At 33.4% G+C, this 19,814-nt stretch carries 19 protein-coding genes and 1 riboswitch; of the genes, 12 read left to right on the plus strand and 7 right to left on the minus strand.

Going from position 1 to position 19,814, the window contains the following annotated elements:
* Position 1 precedes the first annotated feature (1 nt).
* Both HMPREF9402_RS02080 and HMPREF9402_RS02085 read right to left on the minus strand, forming a co-directional pair.
* Complete coding sequence (locus tag HMPREF9402_RS02080; protein WP_006784934.1) at positions 2-772, minus strand: energy-coupling factor transporter transmembrane component T family protein; 771 nt, start codon at positions 770-772, stop codon at positions 2-4.
* A gap of 15 nt (positions 773-787) precedes the next feature.
* Complete coding sequence (locus HMPREF9402_RS02085) at positions 788-1,336, minus strand: Gx transporter family protein (RefSeq protein WP_006784933.1); 549 nt, start codon at positions 1,334-1,336, stop codon at positions 788-790.
* 158 nt (positions 1,337-1,494) lie between these two features.
* Between HMPREF9402_RS02085 and HMPREF9402_RS02090 the strand changes: the two genes are divergently transcribed.
* From HMPREF9402_RS02090 to rbr (HMPREF9402_RS02115), 6 genes are all read left to right on the plus strand, one after another.
* Positions 1,495-1,914 carry an HIT family protein gene (locus HMPREF9402_RS02090; protein ID WP_006784932.1) on the plus strand — a complete coding sequence of 140 codons (420 nt, stop codon included), beginning with the start codon at positions 1,495-1,497 and terminating at the stop codon, positions 1,912-1,914.
* Between the two features lie 75 nt (positions 1,915-1,989).
* The gene (locus HMPREF9402_RS02095) at positions 1,990-2,418 is read left to right on the plus strand and encodes a hypothetical protein (RefSeq protein WP_039930679.1); all 429 of its coding nucleotides are present in this window, start codon (positions 1,990-1,992) and stop codon (positions 2,416-2,418) included.
* Positions 2,402-3,358: a polyprenyl synthetase family protein gene (locus HMPREF9402_RS02100; RefSeq protein WP_006784931.1), complete on the plus strand. Its 957-nt coding sequence runs from the start codon at positions 2,402-2,404 to the stop codon at positions 3,356-3,358. Before HMPREF9402_RS02095 ends, HMPREF9402_RS02100 begins: the two co-directional genes overlap by 17 nt.
* Before the next feature lie 10 nt (positions 3,359-3,368).
* Positions 3,369-4,178, plus strand: a complete 810-nt coding sequence (locus HMPREF9402_RS02105; protein ID WP_009606322.1) for a Cof-type HAD-IIB family hydrolase — start codon at positions 3,369-3,371, stop codon at positions 4,176-4,178.
* Positions 4,179-4,353: 175 nt separating this feature from the next.
* Positions 4,354-4,893: a rubrerythrin gene (gene rbr, locus HMPREF9402_RS02110; RefSeq protein ID WP_009606327.1), complete on the plus strand. Its 540-nt coding sequence runs from the start codon at positions 4,354-4,356 to the stop codon at positions 4,891-4,893.
* A gap of 301 nt (positions 4,894-5,194) precedes the next feature.
* Positions 5,195-5,737 carry a rubrerythrin gene (gene rbr / locus HMPREF9402_RS02115; protein WP_009606318.1) on the plus strand — a complete coding sequence of 181 codons (543 nt, stop codon included), beginning with the start codon at positions 5,195-5,197 and terminating at the stop codon, positions 5,735-5,737.
* A 111-nt stretch (positions 5,738-5,848) separates the two neighbouring features.
* On the opposite strand, the gene pflA is transcribed toward rbr (HMPREF9402_RS02115), so the two are convergent.
* The 3 genes from pflA to HMPREF9402_RS02130 all read right to left on the minus strand — a co-directional run bounded on the left by pflA (position 5,849) and on the right by HMPREF9402_RS02130 (position 9,751).
* Positions 5,849-6,580, minus strand: a complete 732-nt coding sequence (gene pflA, locus HMPREF9402_RS02120) for a pyruvate formate-lyase-activating protein (protein WP_009606323.1) — start codon at positions 6,578-6,580, stop codon at positions 5,849-5,851.
* Between the two features lie 30 nt (positions 6,581-6,610).
* Complete coding sequence (gene pflB / locus HMPREF9402_RS02125) at positions 6,611-8,836, minus strand: formate C-acetyltransferase (RefSeq protein ID WP_006784764.1); 2,226 nt, start codon at positions 8,834-8,836, stop codon at positions 6,611-6,613.
* A gap of 288 nt (positions 8,837-9,124) precedes the next feature.
* Entirely contained in the window at positions 9,125-9,751 is a 627-nt protein-coding gene (locus HMPREF9402_RS02130; RefSeq protein ID WP_009606324.1) for a manganese efflux pump MntP, read from the minus strand.
* Positions 9,752-10,005: 254 nt separating this feature from the next.
* Positions 10,006-10,107: riboswitch (SAM riboswitch) on the plus strand.
* A 106-nt stretch (positions 10,108-10,213) separates the two neighbouring features.
* Between HMPREF9402_RS02130 and HMPREF9402_RS02135 the strand changes: the two genes are divergently transcribed.
* The 5 genes from HMPREF9402_RS02135 to HMPREF9402_RS02155 all read left to right on the plus strand — a co-directional run bounded on the left by HMPREF9402_RS02135 (position 10,214) and on the right by HMPREF9402_RS02155 (position 15,914).
* Complete coding sequence (locus tag HMPREF9402_RS02135; protein WP_009606315.1) at positions 10,214-11,230, plus strand: methionine ABC transporter ATP-binding protein; 1,017 nt, start codon at positions 10,214-10,216, stop codon at positions 11,228-11,230.
* Complete coding sequence (locus HMPREF9402_RS02140) at positions 11,227-11,895, plus strand: methionine ABC transporter permease (protein WP_006784761.1); 669 nt, start codon at positions 11,227-11,229, stop codon at positions 11,893-11,895. Before HMPREF9402_RS02135 ends, HMPREF9402_RS02140 begins: the two co-directional genes overlap by 4 nt.
* Before the next feature lie 117 nt (positions 11,896-12,012).
* Positions 12,013-12,876 (plus strand): MetQ/NlpA family ABC transporter substrate-binding protein, encoded by an 864-nt coding sequence (locus tag HMPREF9402_RS02145; protein WP_006784760.1) that lies wholly within the window; start codon positions 12,013-12,015, stop codon positions 12,874-12,876.
* Between the two features lie 173 nt (positions 12,877-13,049).
* The gene (locus tag HMPREF9402_RS02150) at positions 13,050-14,510 is read left to right on the plus strand and encodes a leucyl aminopeptidase (protein WP_009606314.1); all 1,461 of its coding nucleotides are present in this window, start codon (positions 13,050-13,052) and stop codon (positions 14,508-14,510) included.
* Positions 14,511-14,621: 111 nt separating this feature from the next.
* A complete protein-coding gene (locus HMPREF9402_RS02155) occupies positions 14,622-15,914 on the plus strand; it encodes an alanine/glycine:cation symporter family protein (protein WP_009606317.1) in 1,293 nt (430 codons plus the stop codon).
* A gap of 28 nt (positions 15,915-15,942) precedes the next feature.
* Here HMPREF9402_RS02155 and HMPREF9402_RS02160 read toward each other — a convergent pair whose 3' ends face one another.
* Entirely contained in the window at positions 15,943-16,494 is a 552-nt protein-coding gene (locus HMPREF9402_RS02160) for a hypothetical protein (protein WP_006784757.1), read from the minus strand.
* A 36-nt stretch (positions 16,495-16,530) separates the two neighbouring features.
* Entirely contained in the window at positions 16,531-17,805 is a 1,275-nt protein-coding gene (locus HMPREF9402_RS02165; protein WP_006784756.1) for an SLC13 family permease, read from the minus strand.
* Between the two features lie 345 nt (positions 17,806-18,150).
* Between HMPREF9402_RS02165 and HMPREF9402_RS02170 the strand changes: the two genes are divergently transcribed.
* Positions 18,151-19,509, plus strand: a complete 1,359-nt coding sequence (locus HMPREF9402_RS02170; RefSeq protein WP_006784755.1) for an MATE family efflux transporter — start codon at positions 18,151-18,153, stop codon at positions 19,507-19,509.
* Positions 19,510-19,814 lie beyond the last annotated feature (305 nt).

Consider the following 19,814-nt stretch of genomic DNA (forward strand, 5'->3'; position numbering starts at 1 on the left):
TTTAAACAAGAACTATACCGGCTAATACGATACAAGTCAAACTAACCATCACTGTATCTTTATTCTTCCACGTTAATTGATAAATAGAAGTTCGGTGCTCACCCACAATATAACCTCGGCAATCCATGACGTCCATCATCATCGTTAAACGTTTAATAGTATTAGCAATTGCCGGAATAATGATAGACATGAGTTTATTTAGTTTTTCCATAAATGGTAGTTCACTAAAATCTAACCCACGTGATTGTTGAGCACTATAAATAACTTTGACTTCATCTAAAATCATTGGAATTAAACGAATGGCTAGACTAGTCATAAATGCAAATTTTTCAGCTGCAACACTATTAAATAATCGTCTTGCACCTGCAACTAATTCATTTGGCGCTGTTGTAAAAGTCAATAAAGCACCCATTAATACAAATAATATCATTTTACTACTATAGAAAAGACCTTGAATAAATCCATCTGAAAAAAATTTAATAAAACCAAACTCAAATAACAGACGATTACCTTCTGTTAAGGTGAAAAAGATAATAAAGAATAGATACATGTACTTTAAAAACATCGCCTGTTTTAAATAAAATTTGAGTGGAATATTACTCATTAATAAAAAGCAGATCATAAATAAAAAACCAATTAACAATTGAGTCCACGATGAAATCATAATAATCATTAATACATTTAAAAACATAATGATGATTTTAGCTCGTGGATCAAGATTATGATAACTCGATGATGTAGGGATATATCGCCCAAGCCATAATTTTTTCATCTATCTCTCCTACTATTATGCTGTTAACTTATAGTTTTTTTTGAATAAATCAAATTCATTTAAACGTGACATTGTCAATTTAGCAACGATTCCAACTGCAACACCAGTCACTAGTCCTAGTGGTAATAAAAGCATCATATAATACGCAATCGCTTTTGTTTGAATTAAAATCATGGCTACAATTATCTGTCCAATATTGTGCATGACTCCACCAATCATACTAACACCTATTAAACTTACTTGATTTTTTCCTAATTTAAAGACTGTGATCATAGCAATATAACTTAAAATTGCCCCCACAAAGCCATAGAAAAACATTGAGAATGTCCCTAGTAATAGGGTCGTTAATACGGTTTTTAATATAATAACAAACAACATATCTTTAACATCTAAATAATATAATCCAATTACTATCATAATATTAGCTAACCCTAGTTTCATCCCTGGAATCGGTAATTTAATAGGAAGCATTGCTTCAACAATTCCTAGGACAATCGCTAATGCCGCAATTAAGACGACTAACATCATTTTCTCTAAATTCTCACGATTATTTTTACGATTCAATATTGAAACCTCCCGACTTTGAACCTCTATATTATATCACGACAAATACCGTCTTTTTAACCCCTACATTGCACATAATGTTAGCACTTTAAAGTTTACAAATTATTTGATAAAATTAAGACCATGAAGATTGAAAGTTAAGATAGGAGGGCTACTCAATGAGCCAATGTATTTTTTGTAAAATCATTAATAAAGAAATTCCAGGACATGTCGTTTATGAAGATGAATTTGTATTAGCATTTTTAGATATTTCTCAATCAACAAAGGGTCACACTCTAGTTATTCCTAAAAAACACGCTCAAGATGTATTTTCAATGACTGCAGAAGATATGAGTCATGTCTTTAGCATTGTGCCAAAGTTAGCAAATGCATTAAAAACAACATTCAATTGTAACGGATTAAATGTTGTTAATAATAACGGTGTGGCAGCTGGACAAACGGTATTCCACTATCATGTGCATTTAATTCCTCGTTATGATGAAACAGATGGTTTTTCAAATTCTTATGCAAACAATATGGAAAATTATACGCCTGAAATGTTAGCAGCACTTAAAGAAGAGGTTATTAAAAGTCTGTAATCTTCGTCTGTATATTTATCCCTTAATTTCAAATAATAATTATGTTAAAACTTTGAATAATAGGGAGAAATATGCATGAACGAACAGGTTATATCAGAAATTAAAACTTTAATTGCTCCAGATATTTCATTAACTATCTCCGTGAATGAAGACTTATTAGCAAATCTTGAGACATATTTTATTTCGAATAAAAAGACTTTCAAGGAGTATAAATCAACATTAGTGGCAATAGGTTTATTAAGCTTATACATTAATTGTCATCAACAAATTAACAATACTTTATCTCATCAGGAGATTTCAAGATTCATTTTATTGGGAGATTATTTCTACAGCCTTTATTATCATTATTGCTCCCTTAACGCTTTTCATCTCGTAAAATATAATTTAGCACAGAAGCTTAAACAAATAGAATTAGTCACAATTAATCAAGGCCTCCCCTCTTTAACATCTGAAATCATAAAATTCTTTAATGAGGAGGTCCCTTACGATGAGCTTATTATGTAAATTTGGGTACGATGAGCAATACTTTAATGACCTACTCCTTAAGGCTGTGAGCTCGGATTCAACACTTTTTTCTGATCCTAAAATGATGAACGATCTTCTTCAAATCATTATGAACGGTGGTAAAAGAATTAGACCTTTATTCGTGTTATTGGCAGCTGATTTAAAAGAGAATGTCAATAAACAAGAGATTTATACAGCTGCAGTTGCAATTGAGTTAATGCATGTTGCGTCATTAATTCACGATGATATCATCGATGAATCAACAACAAGACACAATGTGACCACTCTGCATGAACAATATTCACTTACGGTCGGCGTACATCTTGGAAATTTTGTTTTAAATAAAAGTTTAGAGCTTTTTTCTGAATTTAAAATTCCAAAATTACATCAAGAAATTGCGGTTGTTATGAATAACCTTTGCTTAGGCGAGCTTAATCAACAGCATAATCACTTTAATTTTGACTTAAGTTTTGATGATTACATCAATAAAAGCTATCAAAAAACAGGTGCTTTAATTTCTTTAAGTTTAGTTGTTGGTGGACTAGTAGCGGGATTAGATGCCAATATCATCAATCAACTCTCTACTATTGGGAGTCAAATCGGTATCGCTTATCAATTAAAAGACGATATTCTTGATTTTACAAGTACATCAAAGAAAATAGGCAAACCTGTTGGCTATGACTTAAGAAATGGTATTATTACATTGCCAACGATTTTTGCATTAGAGGATTCCCTTTTAAAAGACGATCTTTTATCACTTAATGTTGAAACGGAAAAAAGTAAATTTGATTTATTATGTGAGCAAATTAAAAATAGTGAACATATCCAAAGAGCAAACGACATTTGCTTCAAGTATATCAATTCATCTAAAAATTTAATTAATGAATTACCCCTTCAAAAAAATCAGTTTTTAAATCTAATAAATTTAATATTCAACTAAGGAGAAAACTATGAGTTATAAAATGATCGTGTTAGATTTAGATGGAACGTTAATGTCATCTAAAAATGAAATTTTACCAGAAACTAAACAAGCTTTATTCAAAGCACAAGAAAATGGAGTTATGATTGTTTTAGCTTCTGGACGTCCAACTTATGGAATGATTAAAGCTGCTAAAGAATTAAGATTAGATGAATATCCAGGATACATCTTATCTTATAATGGGGGACGCATCATTTCAGTTCAAACTGATGAACTAATTTATGATAAATCATTAACACCTGAAATTTGTCATGAATTATATGATTTAGCACGTGAAATGAATGTAAATATTATGGCGTATGAGGATGAAGCTATTATTACAGAAGATGATGATCAATATATACGTAAAGAAGGAGCTATTAATAATATGCCTCTTAATCGTGTTAAAGGATTTAAAGAAGCAATCACATTTAATTCAGTTAAATGTTTATGTACAGGCGAACCCGAATACCTAGCAGAAGTTGAAATGAAATTTAAAGAACGTCTTGGAGAACGTCTAAGTGTTATGCGATCAATGCCATTCTTCTTAGAAATTATGCCTCAAAATATTAATAAGGCATATTCTTTACAAAAATTACTTGATCACGTAGGATTAGATAAATCCCAGTTAATTGCTTGTGGAGATGGATACAATGACCTTCCAATGATCGAATTTGCGGGACTTGGGGTTGCAATGGGGAATGCAGTCGATGAGGTAAAAGCAGCCGCTAACTACGTAACTGCATCAAATAATGACAATGGAATTGCTCAAGTTATTGAAAAATTTGTCTTTAACAAATAAATATTAAAAAGCAATTATCAGTATATGATAGTTGCTTTTTCTTATGCTTAAATATTAAGAATTATTACTGATATTTTATATAAAAGTTGCTTCTATCACCCTTGATAAATAGTTTCTATATGCTAAGATAAGCTTGTAAAGATGATTTAACTTATCTTATCGGGGGGATTATCAAATGACAAATTTAAAAGGTAGTAAAACAGAAGCAAACTTATTAACAGCCTTTGCTGGGGAATCAATGGCTCGTAATAAATATACCTATTACGCATCCCAAGCTAAAAAAGAAGGATATGAACAAATCTCTAATATCTTTTTAGAAACAGCTAACAACGAAAAAGAACATGCAAAAATGTGGTATAAATTATTAAATGATGGTATCGGAAATACAATGGAAAACTTAAAAGCAGCGGCTGCCGGTGAACACGATGAATGGACCCATATGTACGCTGAATTTGCCGAAGTTGCTCGTGAAGAAGGATTCACTCGTATTGCCTACCTATTTGAACAAGTAGCAACAATCGAAAAACATCACGAAGAACGTTACTTAAAACTACTTCAAAATATCGAAGAAGGAACAGTATTTGAACACGAAGGAGAGGAAGCTTGGATTTGCCTAAACTGCGGACATATCCACTATGGTAAAAAAGCACCTAAAGCTTGCCCAGTTTGTGCGCATCCACAAGCATACTTCCAACAAGAAGCAAAAAATTACTAATTAAAAAGTTGAGTCAACCGTTTTGGCACTTGAAAAAATGCAAGGAAGAGATGTAGAGGCTCATTAGTGCGCCCTTCAGCGCTTCCGATTTTTCTCAAGTGTCAGGTTGGCGAAACTAAATTAATAAAAAAGTTGAGTCCAGTAATTAGTAACCACTATATAAATCAAGCTATATTCCTTTGAATATAGCTTTTAAATTTTCAAAAACAATATCATTAAATTTATAGTTCCTTGAACAACTGTCAAGTAAAATGCTATAATTTAATTCGTAACCATTTATTTACATTATGGAGGAAGAAAAATGAGTAACTTAAAAGGAACTAAAACTGAACAAAACTTAATGACGGCTTTTGCTGGGGAATCAATGGCTCGTAATAAATATACTTATTATGCAGCTAAAGCTCAAGAAGAAGGATATGAGCAAATTGCTAACGTATTCCTTGAAACTGCTCGCAACGAAATGGAGCATGCAAAATTATGGTATAAATTACTTCATGACGGAGAAGTTGCTGATACAATGACTAACTTAAAAGATGCTGCTGCTGGGGAAAATGGTGAGTGGACAGATATGTATGCTCGCTCCGCTGAAGTTGCTCGTGAAGAAGGATTAAATCGTATCGCGGTATTATTTGAAATGGTTGGGAAAATTGAAAAACACCATGAAGAACGCTACCTAGAATTATTAAAAAATCTTGAAGAAGGTAAAGTTTTCGAGCGTGAAGAAGAACAAGCATGGGTTTGTTTAGAATGTGGACATATCCACTATGGAAAAAAAGCACCTAAAGCTTGCCCAGTATGCACTTATCCACAAGCACACTTTGAATTACAAGCTAAAAACTATTAATATTTGAACATTATAAAGTTAAAAGGTTCTATCTCATTATGAGATAGAACCTTTTTTAACATATAAAAACCGCTAATCCTACAAAAAGGAAGGATTAGCGGTAGAAGGAATTTAGATTGCTTTACCTAAAATTTCTTCAGCATGTTTAACAACTTCATCACTTGGAGCCTCTTGTCCTTTTAATGGATAATCATACCCCATTTGAGTCCATTTATACTCACCCATGCTGTGATAAGGTAAAACTTCGATTTTTTCAACTGTTTTCAGAGTTTTAATATATTCGGCTGTTTGTTTAAGATCTTCTTCATCATCAGTTAATCCTGGTACTAAAACACGGCGAATCCACATTGGAATACCAGCATCCGATACAAGTCGACCAAATTCTAATATGTGTGCATTATCTTTACCAGTTAACTGTTTATGTTTGTGTGCGTCAAACATTTTGATATCCAACATTAGCATATCTGTTACTGATAATAATTCTTTAAGTTGTGCTTTACGTTCTTCAGTATTGAAGTGTAAATCACCTGAAGTATCGATGTTAGTATGAATGCCATGTTTTTTACACTCTTTAAATAATTCTGTCACAAATGGCATTTGTAATAAAGGTTCTCCACCACTTACAGTGATTCCTCCACCTGAAGCCTCAAAAAACTCTTTATACTTAATTAATTCGTCAACAATTTCTGAAACTTCCGTTACTTTCCCTTCTTTCATTTTCCATGAATCTGGGTTGTGACAATAAGCACATCGTAAGCCGCATCCTTGGACAAAGACGATAAATCTAAGTCCAGGACCATCAACTGTTCCGAAAGATTCTACTGAGTGTACATATCCATTCATACTAATCACCTTATCTTCTATTCTTCCCAATTACATTTTTTCATGCATTGTACGGTTAATAACGTCTAATTGTTGAGCACGAGTTAACTTGATGAAGTTTACCGCATACCCAGATACACGAATTGTTAATTGTGGATATTTCTCTGGATGTTCCATAGCATCTAATAAAGTATCACGGTTAAATACATTGATATTTAAGTGATGTCCTTTTTTGTTTACATAAGCATCCATGATTGCTACTAAGTTTTTGTTACGTTCTTCATCTGTACGTCCTAATGATTTTGGTACTAATGAGAATGTATTTGAAATACCATCTTGTGCAGACTCGAATGGTAATTTAGCTACAGATGACATTGAAGCGATAGCTCCGTGAGAGTCACGTCCGTGCATTGGGTTAGCACCTGGAGCGAATGGTTCACCAGCTTTACGACCACATGGAGTTGTTCCTGTTTTCTTACCGTAAACAACGTTTGAAGTGATTGTTAAGATTGATTGAGTTTGTAATTTAGCACGGTATGGTTTATGTTTACGTACTTTTGTCATGAATGAAGACATAACATCAATTGCAATTTGGTCTACGCGATCATCGTTGTTTCCGTATTTAGGGAAATCTCCTTCAACTTCGAAATCAACTGCGATTCCAAATTCATCACGAACTGGTTTAACTTTAGCATATTTGATAGCTGATAATGAGTCAGCTACTACTGATAATCCGGCAATACCAGTTGCCGAAACGCGTTCTGCATCTGTATCATGTAATGCCATTTCGATACGCTCATAGCTATATTTGTCATGCATGTAGTGGATGATATTTAATGTATTAACATATAAATCTGCTAACCATTCCATTACTTCATCATAACGTTCCATTACTTTATCGTAATCTAATACTTCGTCAGTAATTGGAGCCCAATGTGGTCCAACTTGTGCTTTAGATTTTTCATCTTTACCACCGTTGATTGCATATAATAATGCTTTTGCTAAGTTTGCACGAGCACCGAAGAATTGTAATTGTTTACCAACTTTCATTGGTGATACGCAACATGCGATAGCATAGTCATCTCCATAGATTGGACGCATGATGTCATCATTTTCATATTGGATAGCTGAAGTTTTGATTGACATTTTTGCACAGTATTCTTTGAATCCTTGTGGTAATTTAGTTGACCATAATACTGTTAAGTTTGGTTCTGGAGCTGGTCCTAAGTTATCTAATGTATGTAATACACGGAATGAGTTTTTAGTTACTAATGGGAATCCATCAGTTGACATACCAGCGATTGATTCAGTTACCCAAGTTGGATCTCCTGAGAATAATTCATTGTAGTCTGGAGTACGAGAGAATTTAACTAAACGTAATTTCATTACGAAGTGGTCCATCATCTCTTGTGCTTGTTCTTCTGTGATTACTCCATTTTGTAAGTCACGTTCAATATAGATATCTAAGAATGTAGAAGTACGTCCTAAAGACATTGCAGCACCGTTTTGTTCTTTGATTGCTGCTAAATATCCGAAGTATAACCATTGGATAGCTTCTTTAGCTGTTGTAGCTGGTTTAGAAATATCGAAACCATGTTTCGCAGCCATTTCTTTTAATTCTTTTAACGCACGGTATTGTTCTGAAATCTCTTCACGTAAACGAATAGTTTCTTCGTCCATGATACGAGATGTATTGTTATGATCATTTAATTTTTCAGCCATTAAACGGTCGATTCCGTATAAAGCTACACGACGGTAGTCCCCGATAATACGTCCACGTCCATAAGCATCTGGTAATCCTGTGATAACACCTGATTTACGAGCAGCACGGATTTCTGGAGTATAAGCATCGAATACACCTTGGTTATGAGTTTTACGGTATTCAGTGAAAATGTGAGATACTTCTGGATCTACATGGAATCCATAAGATTCAGCAGCTTTTTCAGCCATACGAATTCCACCAAATGGTTGTAAAGAACGTTTGAATGGTTTATCAGTTTGGAAACCAACGATTGTTTCTAACTCTTTATTTAAGTATCCTGGTTCATGAGAAGTAATAGTTGATACGATTTTAGTATCTAAATCAAGAACTCCACCAGCCTCACGTTCAGCTTTAGATAATTCCATTACTTGATCCCATAATTTTGTTGTTGCTTCTGTTGGTCCTGCTAAGAATGAATCGTCACCCTCATAAACAGTAATGTTTTGATTGATAAAGTCACGCACATCAATTTTTTCTTTCCAGTTTTCACCTTTAAAGCCTTGCCAAGCTTCCATGATAATTCCTCCTTGTGGTCCAATTTGAACCTCTCTCTGAAATTTCGAATACCTGTTACTGCACTTTGATTTTATAACAGATAGCCTCATTTTGTAAAGGGTTTGCATAGCATCATAACATTTAACTATCCCCATAAACGTTATAACGTATATATCTTTTACATTGTCTATTATATTGCCGATAATGGAAAAAATCAACTTATATGCTCTAATATTTTGAAATTTTATTGTGACATTTTTATCCACCTAAAAAAACTTCTTTAAGATACATCCTAAAGAAGTTTTATATTAGGACAATATAGATTTTATTCCTAATATAACAATTAATATTCCACCAAATATATTAGCTTTATTTCCAATTATATGACCTAATTTTCTACCAAAGGTTGCTCCCATATAAGATAAAAGAAAGGCAACACCTGAAATGCAAATGACAGCTAACATAATCTGCTCATAAATTAGTCCATACGTAATTCCAGCAGCTAACGCATCGATACTTGTCGCAATACCAAACATCACTAATAATCTAAACGTGATTTTATTTGTTTTTCCAGTTCGTAAACACTTAACCTGACTACACTTTTTTTGTTGGCAAATCGGATACGGACAATTATCTGGTTCTTCTTCAAATGTTTCTTTAATCATTCTTGCCCCCAAAATGATTAAAATAACACCTGCAATATATTGGTTATAAGTTGTAATATTTCCACTTACGATTGTCAGCGAGATAATTCCTAAAATAAATAATAATCCTTGAAAAAATCCAAAGCTTGTCGCTACCTTCAAGCGCTGTCTTATTGAACCTGTAGCTCCATCCATTCCGAGTGTTATTGAAACAGCAAAAGCATCCATTGCCAACGCTACTGACATTGTAATAATAACAATAATGTAATCATTCAATAAAATCTCCCCCATCTCTAATCTTCCTTGCTCCTACATCTTATCTATTTACCTCATTTAATATACCTATTTTAAAATTAATCTAGAATTATTAAATATTGTATAAAAAAATAGGAACGCTAAACAAAAAATATTTTTTAATTTCTTACCTTATATATATGTATTTCTGTATAAGTTAAAAAATGGAAAAAATAGATTGACTTTTAAACTAAACGCCTTATAATAAGTATTAAGTCACAACAAACTAAAATTTTATACAGATACACAAACTCTTATCAAGAGCGGCGGAGGGACAGGCCCTGTGATGCCCGGCAACCATCAATTAATGATACGGTGCCAATTCCTGCAGATTTTTATCTGACAGATGAGAGAAAGTGTGACATTACATGCAAATGTAGTCCACCTTTCTACTTATCTAAGTAGGAAGGTTTTTTTGTATCAATGTTAAATGACTTATCTAAGGAAAGGGGAGAGAATATGATTATCCTTGATCAAGTTAAAAAAGTATTCCAAACTTCATCCGGCCAAGTAACAGCAGTTGATTCTGTTAATCTAGAGATTAAAAAGGGAGAAATCTTCGGAATTATCGGCTACAGTGGTGCTGGAAAAAGTACATTAATCAGAATGTTAAACTTACTCGAACGACCAACCGACGGGACCGTTACAATTGACGGAAAAGATCTAACTAAGGTATCTGCTAAAGAACTTCGCTTAGCACGTCAACAAATCGGAATGGTATTTCAACACTTTAACCTACTTTGGTCTCGAACTGTTTATGAAAATATCGCCTTTTCTCTTGAAATTGCTGGCGTTAAGAAAAATGAAATCAAACCTCGTGTACTAGAATTAATTCAATTAGTTGGATTAAGCGGGAAAGAAAATAACTACCCTTCCCAATTAAGTGGAGGTCAAAAACAACGTGTCGGAATCGCTAGAGCGTTGGCAAATAACCCAAAAGTTTTACTGTGTGATGAGGCTACATCAGCCCTCGATCCACAAACAACAGACGAAATCCTAGACTTATTAGTCACAATTAATAGAAAATACAATTTAACTATCGTTCTAATTACACATGAAATGCATGTCATTCAAAAAATCTGTCACCATGTTGCCATTATGGAAAATGGTCGTATCGTCGAACAAGGTGATGTCTTAACTGTCTTTAGAACCCCAAGTCACTCCGTTACTAAACGATTTGTAAAGCAAGTTGTCAATGAAGACGAATCACTTAATATGTTAGATACCCTATCAAAACAATTCCCTGATGGAAAAATTGTTTTATTAAAATACTTCCAAGGAAATGCTGAAAAACCATTTATCACAAACGTTATTCGAAAATATGATGTTGATATTAATATTATTCACGGGAAAGTTGTTCAAACACAAGACGGTGGTTATGGATCACTTTACGTTCAACTAACAGGAAATGATATTAATTCTGCACTTAATTATTTAAAAGAGGCAGGAGTAGAAATTGAGGTGATGGCACGATGATTTCATCATTACTACCGAATGTACGCTTTGATAAAATGTTTGATGCCACAACTGAAACACTATATATGTCACTAATTGCTTGTATTTGTGTTTTCTTATTAGGTCTTATCATCGGATTAATCTTATTCTTAACAGGACCTAATCAGTTACTTGAAAATAAATGGATTAATCGTATTTTATCTGCTTTCGTCAATATATTCCGATCAATTCCATTCGTTATCTTAATTATTTTGTTACTTCCATTCACAAAATGGTTAGTCGGAAGTATGTTAGGTCCGAATGCTGCACTTCCTGCTCTAATTATTGGAGCAGCACCATTCTATGGTCGATTAGTAGAAATCGCTCTTCGCGAAATCGATAAAGGAGTTATCGAAGCTTCAGTCGCAATGGGAGCTTCAATATGGACAATTATTTGGAAAGTTTTAATTCCTGAAAGCTTACCTGCATTAGTATCTGGTATTACTGTCACAACGATTTCTCTTGTTGGTTACACAGCAATGGCCGGTGTAATCGGAGCAGGAGGGCTTGGTAATTTGGCCTATCTTGATGGATTCCAGCGTAATCGCATGGATGTTGTATTTGTAGCGACAGTCATCATTTTAATTATTGTCTTTACCATCCAAATGCTCGGAGATTTTATTACTAAAAAAATCGATAAACGTTAAAAGAAATCTGACGTTAAGTAACTATTAGATAAATCCTTAATTTTTCACGAAATTGAGATTTATATAGGAATCGTGGGGGAACACGATAAAAACAAAATCCAAGGAGGAGAATTAAATATGAAAAAATTATCTTTAGGTTTATTAAGCTTTGCTGCAGCCTTAACATTAGTTGGTTGCCAAAATGACACAAAACCAGAAACTTCTACACCAGAAGCGCCAGAAACTGAGGAAGTAAAACCTGCAGAAACGACAAAGTTATCTATTGGAGCATCTGCGGTCCCTCATGCTGAAATATTAGAATTTGCTGCTCCATTATTATTAGAAGAAGGAATCGAGCTTGATATTACAGTATTCCAAGACTATGTTTTACCTAATACAACGGTGGAAAATGGAGAATTAGATGCAAACTACTTCCAACATATTCCTTATTTAGAAGAATTCAATGTTGAGCATGGAACAAACCTTGTAAATGCGGGTGGAATTCATATCGAACCTATTGGAGTTTATTCTAAAAAATATACATCATTAGATGAATTGCCAGAAGGAGCAACAATCATCATGAGTAATTCAGTTGCTGATCACGGACGTATGCTAGGATTATTACAAACAGAAGGCTTAATCAAATTAGATGATTCTGTTGAAGTTAGCAAAGCAACTGTAGAAAATATCATTGAAAATCCTAAAAACTTAAAATTCCAAACAGATATCGATCCAGGATTATTAGTTCAAGTTTATAATGCTGAAGAAGGTGATGCTGTTTTAATTAATACAAACTACGCGCTTGATGGTGGATTGAATCCAATGAATGATGCTATCGTAATGGAAGGATCACAGTCACCATATGTGAACATCGTTGCAGTTAAGAGCGGAAATGAAAATAATGAAGCAATTCAAACATTAGTTAAAGTGTTACACTCTGAAGAAGTTCAACAATTCATTATTGATACTTACGAAGGAGCAGTTGTCCCTGTATCTGAATAGTGAATCAAATGGCTCTCATAACGAGAGTCATTTTTTAATAAATATAATAGATTTAGAATGAAAGTAAAAAAAAATCCTATCCTAAAAATGAGAAAAAGTATAAAATATAAGCTTTTTTCAAACTGGAAACTTTTAACTATGTTATAATAATGACAAATGAAAGGGTGAGAAACATGATTCAATTTAAATCAACAGTAAATTTTAAAAATGAAAAAACAAATTTAGTAGTTGGTGTATTTAGCGATACGACACATCCATTATTCTTGCAATTAGATAAGGCGTTAAATAAACGTTTATCTGCTTCTTTAGAAGAAAAATTAATTCCTACTACTTTCAAAGAGATTACACCAATTTATCCACTTGGACAAATTGAAAGCAAAAAAGTTTATATCGTTGGTTTAGGAAAATCAACAGACTTTAATACTGAGAAGTGCCGCCAAGTAATCGGACAAGTTGCAAAAATAGCAAAAGATGATGTAACAATCCTACTTGAAACATTTGATAGCAAACAAACCTCAATCAATGAGTTAGCAACGATTTGTGGTGAAGCTATTACACTTGCAACTTATAAGATGGAAACATATAAAACAGAAGAAAAAGTAAAAACTCCAGTCAAGTTCTACATTCATAGTGAATGTTCAATTGAAGCAGATTTAAAGCGCGGTATTATCTACGGAGAAGCAACAAATAGTGCTCGTCAATTATTAAATGAACCAGGAAATAAATTAACAGCAACTAATTTAGCAAATGCTGTTGCAACGTTCGCAAACGAACATAACCTTGAAGTTCGTATTGTTGAAAAAGAAGAAATGGAGCAATTAGGAATGGGAGGAATTCTTGGTGTAAATCAAGGTTCTGTTGAACCTCCAAAAATGATTGTTGCTAAATATCAAGGAACACCTCGTTTTGAAAAAATTACAGCTTTAGTCGGTAAAGGTTTAACATTTGATACAGGGGGATATTGTTTAAAACCACGCGCTGGAATGGAAAATATGAAATCTGATATGGGGGGAGCTGCTTCAGCATTTGGAGCATTCCAAGTAGCTGTCCGCTTAAACCTACCCGTTAACTTACTATTAGTTATCCCTTCAACAGATAACATGATTAGCGGTAATGCAATTAAACCAGGTGATGTTATTAAAACGATGAATGGAAAAACAGTTGAGGTAACCAATACAGATGCTGAAGGTCGTTTAATCTTAGCAGATGGAATTACATTTGCTAAACATTTAGGAGCTAGTAAAATTATCGATTTAGCCACTTTAACGGGAGCTATTGTCGCAGCTTTAGGAACGGATACAACAGGTGCCTTCACAAATAACCAAACCTTCTATAATCAATTCTTAAAAGCAGCAGAATTAACAAACGAATACGTTTGGCAAATGCCACTTCATCCACGTGATCAAAAAGCATTACGTTCCAGTGATGTTGCCGACTTAAATAATGCACCAATTGGAAAACCAGGAGCAATTATGGCGGCTGCTTTCTTAAAAGAATTCGTTGAAGAAACACCATGGATTCACTTAGACATCGCAGGAACTGCTGATACAAAGGCAGCTCATGACTTAGGACCAAAAGGTGGAACTGGGGTTATGGTTCGTACCATTGCTAAATTCTTAGAACTACAAGCTTAATCATTAAAACGTAGGAATTACTTATGAATTCCTACGTTTTTTTAATACATAATTTCTTAAGTTGATAAATAAGATAGTTAACAAGGATGGAAAAAAAGATGGGGGACTTATATGATAAAAGAAATAGAACACATTATTTGGTCTTACTTAGCAATTCCCACTTTGTTAATCGTAAGCTTAATTTTTACTTTTTATTATAGAGGGGCACAATTTCGATTTAAGGAAATGATTAAATGTTTAACCAAAAAAACACCAACTAGTGAGGGTGTTTCATCTTTTCAATCCTTTACTATGGCCCTCGCTGCACGAGTAGGGGTAGGTTCTTTGGCCGGGGTTGCACTCGGAATTTATATTGGAGGACCGGGAAGTGTTTTTTGGATGTGGGTCAGCGCATTTATTACAGCTGCCGCTTCGTTTGCAGAAAGTACACTTGCCCAAATTTATAAACGAAAAGATGGAAAGATGTATATTGGAGGACCGGCCTACTATATTGAAGATGGCTTACATAAAAAATCTTTTGCTATCATTTACGCTATTATTATTATTCTAACTTATACTTTTGGTTTTAGTGCAATTCAGGCTAATACAATTGCGACTTCATTTAATGATGTATTATCTATCCCTCCGCTTATAACAGGAATCTTTCTTGCCATTTTAAGTGGATGCATTATATTTGGAGGGGCTGCATCCATAGCTAAAATGACTTCAAAAATCGTACCTATTATGGCGCTATTTTACATTGGAATTGGGATATTTGTTATGCTGACGCATCTTTCATATATTCCCACATTCTTCACTACAATTCTCGAAGATGCCTTTCAACCCTCTCCATTAATCGGGGGCACCGTAATGTTTACAATTATTACAGGAATTAAACGCGGGGTTTTTTCAAATGAAGCGGGAATGGGATCGGGTGCTCACGCGGCTGCAACAACAGATAGTGAGTTTCCAATTGAACAAGGTTATATCCAAGAATTTGGTGTTTATGTTACAACCTTATTCATTTGTACTATTACAGCCTTTTTAATCATGGTAACAGATGCTATCAGTGTTGCTGATAACTATAGTAATGGGATTGAACTGACTCAATATGCTTTAACAAGTTTATTTGGTCCAATTGGAGGAATTATTCTAGCAATTGCTATCTTCTTCTTCGCCTTTAGTACGATTTTAACTGGATATTTTTATGGCGAATCTAACGTCAAATATCTCTTTAAAACCAATCATGTCCTCTTCCTCGTACGAATTATTGTGATTGTGGTCATCATTATCTCTGCCTGTGCTTCAGCAGGACTTATTTGGTCACTAGTTGATATCGGTGTTGGATTAACTGCAACCATTAACATTATTGCTCTTTGCTATTTAGCATCAGAGGTGAAAAAGCGCCTGCGAAAATTACCATAAAAAAAGCCATCGTATGATGGCTTTTTCTTTATTCTTCGTTAGAAGGAAAGACATGACTTAAATAATTTGGATTTGATTTATCATAAATCAAATCCGATTCCTCTGCTGTCTTTCTAATTTCATCTTCAATTTCTTGAATTTTATTTAAAATTGATTCTGCATGGAATTTTTCAACATTGTAATACAAGAACAAATCTTCAAAAGCCTTTGCGGTTTTATTTAACTCTTGATTGATTTTAATGAATGAGGCAATATTTTTACTCTTTGCCGCATTTTTAAATTGCTCTAAATCAATTTTAATGGTTTCAATAACATCCTCTTCATTTTCGTATTCTTTAAGAGGAAGGGGATATGGTTTTAATCGTTCTAAGAAGTAACGATTTGATTTGTTAATGTTGTAAACATACGATAAGCGGAAATCACCAATATGGAATCTTACATAACAGCAACTACTTGGGAGTTGTAAAACTTCTCCACCCATTTGACGTAAAACCATTTCATGTTGATTGGCTTGCATACGCATATAACTAGCGTTCGTAAAAATACCTGCACCTGTAAATTCCGGATTAAATTTATCCATAATATATCTCCTTTATCATCAAATTATTTAATCACATTATACATAAAAGATTAGAAGATAAATAGTAGAAATGATAACAGAAATAATCATAATAGGGAATCCAATCTTTAAAAAATCCCCAAACGATAATTTATATCCTTTCTTATGAAGCATTCCACTAACAATAACATTTGATGAAGCTCCAACGATACTACCATTACCACCTAGACAAGCTCCTAAGGCTAACGCCCACCATAACGGTGCAATATTCATTCCAGTCATTGTTCCGATATTAATAATTAAAGGAATCATTGTTGCAACGAATGGAATATTATCTAAGAATGCAGAGGCAATAGCTGCAACCCATAAAATAAGTAATGCAGTAATCATTAGATTTCCACCTGTTAACTCAATCAATCCGCTGGCTAAAACTTCAAGTACCCCTACTTTTTCTAGTGCTCCTACCATGACGAATAATCCCATGAAGAAGAAGATCGTTGGCCATTCAACTTCTAATAAAACTTCTTCAACATCAATTCTACTAATTAGTAACAAGACTCCAGCCCCAAACAATGCAATAGTTGCTGACTCAATTCCAAGTGCATGATGAGTTGCAAACCCTGCGATAGTTAGTAGTAAAATAATCCCGCTTTTTTTTAGCAACGTAGGATTTGTAATAGTTTTAGAAACATCGAATTCAGCAATTTTGGCTTTATTCTCATCACTGATAACAAAATGTTTTCTAAATACAAATTTTAAGATGAATAAGACTGTTGCAAAAATTACAAGAACAACTGGTCCTAAATTAAATAAGACATCTGTAAATGATAGCCCTGTCGCTCCACTAATCATAATGATTGTTGGATCTCCAATTGAAGTAGCTAATCCACCGATATTGGCACTAAATACCTCAGTTAATAAAAATGGTATGGCATTAAGTCCAAGCGTTTCTGTAATAACAAACGTAACCGGTGCAATTAATAAAATAGTTGTTACATTATCTAACAAGGCAGAAGAAATAGCTGTAATAACCGCAAAATAAATCATAATTCTCCATGGACTACCTTTAGATAATTGTGCTGTTTTGATTGCAACATATTGGAAAATTCCAGTTCGTTTTAAAATATTAACAATAATCATCATACCGATTAAGAGCCCGACCGTATTGAAATCAATAAAGCCTAATGCTTCTTCCTGTGTTAAGATATGAAAAACTAACATCAGAACTGCTCCTAATAGAGCTATAACTGTTCTATTAAATTTTTCAGAAATAATAAGGCCATATGCAATCAAGAAAATAACGATTGCCGGAAGAAATAATTGACTCGCCATCCCGTACCACTCCTTTATACACAAAATATACATATTTTTTTTCTTCAAATGATTATAGGATAAAAAACTACCAATTAATACAAGAAATTATTGTAATATTTAGGAATTAATTAGGTAGATTTAGGTAAACGATGGTTTTAATTAATAAAAAATGTAAAAAAATATCCGTTTTAAAACGTTTTTTCTATAAAAAACTATTTTTTAATATATCCAAATAAAAATTTTTTAAACGTTTTTATTTCATTCTCTTCTAACAATCAATAATTAACAATTTATGTAAAGTGATTTTTCTTTAAATTTACATATACTATTTTAAAAAGATTAAATTATAACGTGGTGAAAAGAATGACATCTAGAAGTGATTTTTTAGGAAGTGAGAAAGTTGGAAAGCTTCTTTTTTCTTTTTCACTTCCTGCTTTTTTAGGAATGTTTGCCAGTGGTATCTATAACATTGTTGATACAATATTCATTAGCAAGGGCGTTGGAATTTTGGCTGTCGGTGGGGTTGGAATTGTTTATCCAATTCAAACCCTTTATGTAGCCTTTGCTCAGATGATTTCAATTGGAGCAGCTTCTGCTATTTCGCGAAGTCTCGGTGAAAAAAATGAATCCCGAGCAAATCAAATTACAACAAATTCCTACGTGTTAACCTTAATAATTTCCATTATCTTAATGATTTTAACCTTTCTTTTTACAGATAAAATTTTATATTTTTTCGGCGTCAATCAAGATTTAGCTCCATTTGCTAAAGATTACTTACGCATGTCTATTTGGGCTATTCCATTCAATGCTCTAGCCTTAATTTCAAGCGCCGTTTTCCGTGCAGAAGGAAATATTAAAATATCAATGGTAACAGTCTTAATTGGTGCTCTTGTTAATATTGCACTCGATCCTCTTTTTATTTTTATCTTTAAGCTTGGAATAAAAGGTGCTGCTTTAGCAACGATTATCGCACAGATGCTTGCAACAGCTTTTTCACTATTTTATATTTTGAGTCATCGAAGTATCGTCAAATTTGAAAAGAAATACCTAATTCCCAATTTAGAAATTATCAAGTCCATCATTAGTGTCGGATTTTCAGCTTTCGCAAGAAATGGTGCAAGCTCATTATTTGCGCTCATTACCAATGCAACTCTTAGAACCTATGGTGGCACAGCCTCTTTAACAGCATTCGGTACTGTTAACCGCATTATCTCCTTTTTCTTTCTTCCTATCATGGGAATCAATCAAGGAATGCAACCGATTGCTAGCTATAACTATGGCGCAAAACAACCAGACCGAATTAAACAAGTTGTTAAATTATCCTTAATTTATACAACTGTTATTGGAGTTATAGCCTCTGTCATTGGAATTCTATTTCCTTTTGCAACGATTAGTTTATTCCTAAAAGATACTACAATTATGCAAGAAGCATCATTTGTTTTAAAACTACAATTATTTTTCTTTTGGACCATCGGACTTCAAATGGTCACCTCTACTTTATTTCAATCTCTTGGTCAGGCCATCCCCTCTTTATTCCTATCTATTCTCAGACAATTCATTATTCTGATTCCATTAATTCTTATTCTTCCTAGATTTACACCATTAGGAATTAATGGAGTCTGGTATGCCTTCCCTATCTCCGATTTTATAGCCTTTATAATTATCGCTATTATCTTAAAAATAAAATGGAACAAATTAGATAAAACAGTGCCAAAAACATAAAAACGATTTAGCAATATTATTTAAAATTACAATTTTATTCAAACTCATTCGTCTCTCACTCACCATATTAAACTTTTATCATATGCTAGAATTAGGCAAAGATGTTGCCAATAAGTAATGAATTTCTAATAAATTTGGAGGATTTTATTAGTTTTAATTACTGTTTAATATGGAGGTGCAAACCGTTGATTTATAATTCGAATTCTAATCAGTCACGTGCCTGTGGAGGTTCTAACGTAGCTGCAATGCCATTTTATCAACCTATGATGGCTTCTCAGCCTATGGTACAACCTACTATGGTACAG

The organism is Turicibacter sp. HGF1 (assembly GCF_000191865.1).
Lineage (GTDB): Bacteria > Bacillota_I > Bacilli_A > MOL361 > Turicibacteraceae > Turicibacter > Turicibacter sanguinis.